Consider the following 6,134-nt stretch of genomic DNA (forward strand, 5'->3'; position numbering starts at 1 on the left):
ATCTGATGATGGTCTTGTCCGCCATTCCCGACATTGAAATCACCTGCACGGATTCCTGCGAGTGCTTCGATGATAACCAAGCGTATTTGCGGGGGCGGCTCCAGGAGGAAGGGAATCCGTTGGTGCGACAGCTTTTAGAGCAGGACAGGGAAATGCTCGACCGGGCGCAGGCGGAGATGGCCACGGCCCGGCAGTTTCTGTTCATCAGCAGGTGTAAAGGCATGAAAGCCGACCAGGTGTTCCAGGCGGTCAACCGCATTGAGAAAGTGATATCTGAGCAGGGCTTTGAAGTGCGGCGCATGAGGAAAAGCGATATCAAGCGATTCTTAGCGATTTATTTTGACGCCAGCATGAACGGCGACCAGCTACCAGATACGGACGGCGGCCAATTTTTCGAGGTAGGACAATATGAACCGGAGGATTAGATTTGTGATTCTGGCTTTACTGTCACTGGCTGTTCTGCTGGTCTGCGGATTTATGATAGGCCGGGAACTGCTGTCACGGCAGAAAGAAAAAGAGGATTTCAAGCAGCTTGCCAAGATGGTAACTGTTGAGAAACCGTCTGCTACCCCTGCCCCAACAGGGTCTCCCCCAGCAGATAAACAGCCAGGGCCTGCCGCCACTTCCTCCCCTGATTCTCAAGAATCGCAAGAGCAGCGCCGTGACCTCTCCGAGTTGTTCGCCATGAACGAGGACTTTGTGGGCTGGCTGTGCATCCCAGATACGGATATCAATTACCCGGTCATGCACACGCCCGATGAACCAGAGCGGTATCTGCGCCGGGATTTTCAGGGCGAGTATAGCGAATCGGGTGTTCCCTTTCTGGATTTCCGATGTAGCCTTGACAGCGGCAACCTCATCATCTACGGACACAACATGATGAACGGCACCATGTTCGCCGCTCTGCAAGGGTATGTGCAGGAGGATTTCTGTGAGCAGCACCCCATCATCGAGTTTCAAACTGCGGATGGCTGCGAGGAATATCAATTGTTCGCCGTGGCCTGGGTCAAAAGTAATGATGAATGGTACAAGTTTGTGAGCGCCGATGCCGCCGAAGATTTCAACAGCGCTGTTGAGAAAATCATTGGCAAGGCACTGTTTCAAGTAGGCAGCAGCCCAGAGTTTGGCACCCAAATCCTGACGCTATCCACCTGCTACGACTCCGCCCACAACGGCAGATTGCTTGTGTTGGCGGCAAAAATATAGAAAGGTTTTGTGACTATGTCCAAGAAGAAAAAGAACAAGAAAATGAATCCGGCTCAGCTGGAAGCCATCCGCACCAAGGATTTTTTCGACTGCATCCTGCCGGGCTCCGTGCGCTTTATGAGCGATTATTATATCGTGGGCGACTCGTATCGCTCGGTGTGGGTGGTGCGGGAGTACCCGCCCAGCACGGAGGAACAGGCGATCCTGTCCCAGCTGGCCGACCGCAGCGGTGTCACTCTGCGCATCTACCACCGGCTGGTGGAGCCTATGGAACAGAGGAAAATCCTCCAGAACGCCACACGCAAGAACAAGCTCATGTCCGGGGGCAACGACGTAAACGAGACCATTGAGGCTCAAGGAAACCTCCAGGATGTGGTGGAGCTGTTGGCGAATCTGCGCAAAAACAAGGAACCCTTGCTCCACTGTTCTGTCTTTATCGAGCTAAAGGCCCGGAGCCTGGACAAGCTAAAGGAGCTGCAAAGCGAAATCAGCATGGAACTGACCCGCTCCAAGATATCCGTTGACCGCCTGACCCTGCGGCAGAAAGAGGGCTTCCTCTCGGTTTTGCCTGTGGGCGCGAATCAGTTTGGAGCGCAGTATGAGCGGGTATTGCCCGCCAGCTCGGTTGCCAATCTGTATCCCTTTAACTTCTCCGGTAAGACCGATCCCCACGGCCTTTATATCGGCAGGGACAAGTACGGTTCCAATGTGTTGGTGGACTTTGACCGCCGGGCCGAGGACAAGACCACCAGCAATATCCTGATCCTCGGCAACTCCGGGCAGGGCAAGTCCTACCTGTTAAAGCTCATTTTAACAAATCTGCGGGAGTCCGGCAAGACCTGCATCTGCCTGGATGCGGAATCAGAGTATGAGGAACTCACCCGCGCCCTGGGTGGCTGCTATATTGATTTCATGTCCGGGGAGTACACCATCAACCCGCTGGAGCCGAAAGCATGGACGGACGGCTCGGGCGAGGTGGATGCCGCCACGCCCGATGCATTCAAGCGGGTGACGAGGCTCTCACAGCACATTGCGTTCCTCAAGGACTTCTTCCGGGCTTATAAGGATTTCAGCGATGCCCAAATCGACACTATAGAAATCCTGCTTATGAAACTCTACGCCCGGTTCGGCATCACGGACAGCACCGACTATGCCACCAAAAAGCCCTGCGACTTCCCCATCCTCTCCGACTTCTATAAGCTGTGCCAGGAGGAATTCCACACCTATGACAAGGAGAGAAAGTACCTCTACACCGAAGAAATGCTGCAGGAAGTTTGCCTGGGCATCTATTCCATGTGCGTGGGCGCGGAGAGCAAATATTTCAACGGTCATACCAATATTGTGGATGACCGGTTCCTGTGCTTCGGGGTCAAGGGTCTCATGGATACCAACAAAAGGCTCAAGGACGCTATGCTATTTAATATCCTGTCGTATATGTCCAACGAACTGTTGGGCAAGGGCAACACGGCTGCATCTATCGATGAGCTGTACCTGTTCCTCACGAACATGACGGCAATCGAGTATATCCGCAATGCCATGAAACGAGTGCGCAAGAAGGATTCTTCGATTATTCTGGCCAGCCAGAATATCGAGGATTTTCTCATTCCCTCGATTCGGGAATTCACAAAGCCTCTGTTCAGCATTCCCACCCACCAGTTTTTGTTCAACGCCGGGCAGATCAACCCCAAGGATTTTATGGACGCTTTGCAGGTTGAACCCAGCGAATTTGAACTCATAAAGTACCCGGAGCGGGGCACCTGTCTGTACCGCTGCGGCAATGAGCGGTATCTGTTGCAGGTGATTGCGCCGGATTACAAGTCTGCTCTGTTCGGAAAGGCGGGAGGCCGATGAGTGCAGCGTTGGGTGCTGCGCTCAAGAAAATTGCGGTTGCTCTGCTGTCAGACTCGAAAACTCTCAAGAAAGTGCTGGCCATTGTGCTGGTTCTTCTGGTGGCGGTCATCATGCCCATCGCGGCGGTGATCGCCATTTTCAATACTGATTTTGAGATAGATGTGCCGGAGTTCCAGCGGCTTGCCATCCAGAACCTGACCCCGGAACAGCGGGCCGACCTGCAATTTATCGAGGACACCGGCAACGAAATCCAGGCGGCGCTGACCGCCAGAGGGCAGGAAAAGCGGCTCAAGGAGGCTCTGGTGCTGTTCCTTTTTGCTCTAGGGGACTTCGCCCACGAGCCGGGATTTGCCGAAAAGCTGGCAGGGTGTTTCGTGGAGGGGCAGACCCATGCGGAACTCATTGCCGCTGTCAACGCCGCCTTTGGTACGGACGTCAACCCAGACGATTTTGAGAAAATCATGTCTTTTGTGAACCGGCAGATCGTGGACGTAGCCCGGTCCCAGCTCGGCAATGTGGGTGGTGAACCCTATTGGAGTTGGTACGGGTTTCCCTCGCGGGTGGAGTGGTGTGCTTGCTTCGTCAGTTGGTGCGCTGACCAGTGTGGGTATATCGACAGCGGTATTATACCACGGTTTTCGGGCTGTGAACAGGGGGCTGGGTGGTTCAAGGCGAGAAACCTCTGGCAGGACGGCTCTGCCACACCCACATCGGGAGCCATTATATTCTTCGATTGGGTGGATGGTGACGGCACCCAGGACGGCAGCCCCGACCATGTGGGCATCGTGGAGAAAGTGGAGAACGGCAGAGTTTACACCATAGAAGGCAACTCCGGCGACGCCTGCCAGCAGAACAGCTACCCCATAGGGTACTTTGAAATCTTTGGATATGGCACACCAAAATATGAATCAGGAGGTACGGAAAGTGATAGTGAAAGTAACGCCCCAGTGGAGGGAACCTGAGATCCTTGCCCCGCCCTGGGAGATCGTCCACACGGTGGAGCTGCCGCCAGGAAACTTCCGCAAGTTTAAGGAGGATCTCCTGCAGGCCCAGCCCTTTATTATGGAACACGCCAGCGAAATGTATATGGACGAGCATGGCATCACCCACGGGATGTTGGTGCTATGCGCGGGGATTGACGATGGTATCCTTGTGAATTCCGAGGGCTTTGCCTACGCACGGTACGCAGCATACCTCTCCGGCGCACGGACTCTGGCCCTCATGAACCGGTACCCCTCCCTGCGGGATTTTTGTGTGCAGATGGACACGCTGGTGGACAAATACGTCCAGCAGGCTGTGGTTGAGCAGGAGGACGGGGGCTTTACCCTATCCTATTCAGATTTGGACGCGGAGGTGGAAAAGAGGGTATATGACGAGGATATGGTCAATTTCGACCGGCAGTTGTTCCTGGATATGCTCTCCGAACGCCCGGAGTTCGATGAGGTGGAAACCACCCAGAACGAAATCTATCTGACTATCGCCCCGGAGTTTGTGCAGGAACAGGCTCCGGGGATGTCTATGTGAAAGGAGTGTTTCCTGTGAAAAAAGATTCTATTACCATCCCCTACGACGAGGAAAAGCTGGCGGCGCTCCGTCTCTATTTGGAGCAGAAGGGCCAGTCTGTGGAGCAAGAAATGGTCTCTGCTGTGGACACTCTCTACGCCAAGGCCGTGCCCGGCAATGTGCGCGAGTTCCTGGATCTGCGCTCTGGCATGGAGGTGAAGCCCGCGGAACGGCGCAAGCGCCCCCGGCCTACACCAGAATCAGAACCGGCTGTTGACGTTCATGCAACTTCCTCCGATCCTCTCCCGGAAAGCCGTGATAGCTTTTGAGAACGCAAAAATTCGGTATAGAGATCGAGATGACCGGCATCACTCGGGCTGCAGCCACCCAGGTGATCGCCGGTCATTTTAGTACCAGCGCAACCCACGTGGGTGGGATATACGATGCCTTCGCTGTCCGTGACGGTGACAGCCGCCAATGGAAAGTAGTGTCGGATTCCTCCATCCGCCTGGAAACCAGACGAGGGCAGACACGCAACACAGCCTATGCGGTGGAGTTTGTGTCCCCCATCTGCAAGTACGAGGACATTGGAACGATTCAGGAGATCATCCGCAAACTGCGCGCGGCTGGGGCAAAGGTCAACAGCTCCTGCGGGATTCATATCCACATTGACGCCAGCCCCCACGACGTGAAAACCCTACGCAACATTGTCAATATCATGGCAGCGAAGGAGGATTTGCTTTATAAGACCCTCAAGGTGGACGTTCACAGGGAGCATTACTGTGCCAAAGCAGACACACGGTTCCTGGACGAGCTCAATGCAAAACGCCCCACGTCTATGGATACCTTGGAGTCAATCTGGTACAATGGGCGGTCTGGCCGGAATTATCATTACGATGAGAGCCGGTACCATGGCCTGAATTTGCACTCAGTATTCTCTAAGGGGACGATTGAGTTTAGATTATTTAACTCCACACTCCATGCCGGGGAGATAAAGTCCTATATTCAGCTCTGCATGGCCATCAGCCACCAGGCGCTGGTGCAGAAGTCTGCATCACGCATCAAGACCCAGAGCAGTAATGAAAAATATACCTTCCGGGTGTGGCTGCTACGTCTGGGGCTGATCGGCGATGAATTCAAGACCGCCCGCCACCATCTGCTGAAGAATCTGGACGGCAATATTGCCTGGAAGGATCCTGCCCAAGCCGAGGCTCAGAAACAGCGGCTGGCTGAAAAAAGGCTGGCTGAGTCTGTTGCCCAGGCCATGGAGCAGGTACCTGCGCTGGTAGAATCCACGGAAGAAATAGAGCAGGACGAAGCCCAGGAAATGGGCATGAGAATGTGAAAAGGTGAGAAAATTGGCTAAAAAATTATACGTTGCCTATGGCAGCAATCTCAATAAGGGGCAGATGAAGTACCGCTGTCCCACGGCGAAATATGTTGGCACAGGTGAGCTGCAGGGCTATGAATTGCAGTTCAAGGGCCGGGAGCGCTCGGCATTCGCCACTATCGGTCGCAAGGATGGGGCCTCGGTTCCCGTGGGTCTGTGGGAAATCCAGGCCAGGGACGAGCGG

The 6,134-nt window shown here is 54.4% G+C and carries 6 protein-coding genes and 2 pseudogenes; all 8 read left to right on the top strand.

All coding sequences use genetic code 11. The annotated features are described in order from the left end of the window. Window positions 1-425: hypothetical protein (locus U8U01_RS16800; RefSeq protein WP_322176727.1), on the top strand; the 425-nt coding region annotated here is incomplete at its 5' end. A 4-nt stretch (window positions 426-429) separates the two neighbouring features. Beyond that, a complete protein-coding gene (locus U8U01_RS16805; protein ID WP_322176741.1) occupies window positions 430-1,206 on the top strand; it encodes a class B sortase in 777 nt (258 codons plus the stop codon). Between the two features lie 42 nt (window positions 1,207-1,248). Continuing rightward, the gene (locus U8U01_RS16810) at window positions 1,249-3,057 is read left to right on the top strand and encodes a VirB4 family type IV secretion system protein (RefSeq protein WP_322176743.1); all 1,809 of its coding nucleotides are present in this window, start codon (window positions 1,249-1,251) and stop codon (window positions 3,055-3,057) included. Window positions 3,058-3,530: 473 nt separating this feature from the next. Next, window positions 3,531-4,019, top strand: a pseudogene (locus tag U8U01_RS17520) (CHAP domain-containing protein); the annotation flags it as partial. Continuing rightward, window positions 3,982-4,581, top strand: coding sequence for a DUF6329 domain-containing protein (locus U8U01_RS16820; protein WP_322176746.1), 600 nt, complete (start codon window positions 3,982-3,984; stop codon window positions 4,579-4,581). The pseudogene U8U01_RS17520 and the gene U8U01_RS16820, both read left to right, overlap by 38 nt. A 14-nt stretch (window positions 4,582-4,595) precedes the next feature. Beyond that, window positions 4,596-4,889, top strand: a complete 294-nt coding sequence (locus U8U01_RS16825; protein WP_202612505.1) for a DUF6103 family protein — start codon at window positions 4,596-4,598, stop codon at window positions 4,887-4,889. Continuing rightward, on the top strand, window positions 4,886-5,905 hold the full coding sequence (locus tag U8U01_RS16830) for an amidoligase family protein (RefSeq protein ID WP_322176748.1): 1,020 nt from the start codon (window positions 4,886-4,888) through the stop codon (window positions 5,903-5,905). The genes U8U01_RS16825 and U8U01_RS16830 overlap by 4 nt, the downstream gene beginning before the upstream one ends. A 13-nt stretch (window positions 5,906-5,918) precedes the next feature. After that, a pseudogene (locus U8U01_RS16835) lies at window positions 5,919-6,134 on the top strand (gamma-glutamylcyclotransferase family protein); the annotation flags it as partial.

The sequence above is a fragment of the Acutalibacter caecimuris genome (genome assembly GCF_034335085.1).
GTDB lineage: Bacteria > Bacillota > Clostridia > Oscillospirales > Acutalibacteraceae > Acutalibacter > Acutalibacter caecimuris.

Excerpts from the sequence above, each read along its gene's own strand:
- U8U01_RS16810 (WP_322176743.1), top strand. The coding sequence starts at position 1,249 with ATGAATCCGGCTCAGCTGGAAGCCATCCGCACCAAGGATTTTTTCGAC.